This is a genomic window from Bacillus sp. FMQ74, assembly GCF_001875785.1.
In the GTDB taxonomy this organism is placed as follows: domain Bacteria; phylum Bacillota; class Bacilli; order Bacillales; family Bacillaceae; genus Bacillus; species Bacillus stercoris.
This window is the reverse complement of record NZ_MOEO01000045.1, coordinates 1-241: the sequence shown is the minus strand read 5'-3', so window position 1 is coordinate 241 and position 241 is coordinate 1. Positions and strand designations below refer to the sequence as shown.

Annotated in this window: 1 rRNA gene; it reads left to right on the top strand. The window is 55.6% G+C overall.

Annotated features, from left to right (window positions below):
* A 16S ribosomal RNA gene (locus BLL41_RS22275) occupies window positions 1-241 on the top strand; the annotation flags it as partial.

Here is a 241-nt window from a genome sequence, read left to right as displayed (position 1 = left end):
AAACCGGGGCTAATACCGGATGCTTGTTTGAACCGCATGGTTCAAACATAAAAGGTGGCTTCGGCTACCACTTACAGATGGACCCGCGGCGCATTAGCTAGTTGGTGAGGTAATGGCTCACCAAGGCGACGATGCGTAGCCGACCTGAGAGGGTGATCGGCCACACTGGGACTGAGACACGGCCCAGACTCCTACGGGAGGCAGCAGTAGGGAATCTTCCGCAATGGACGAAAGTATGACG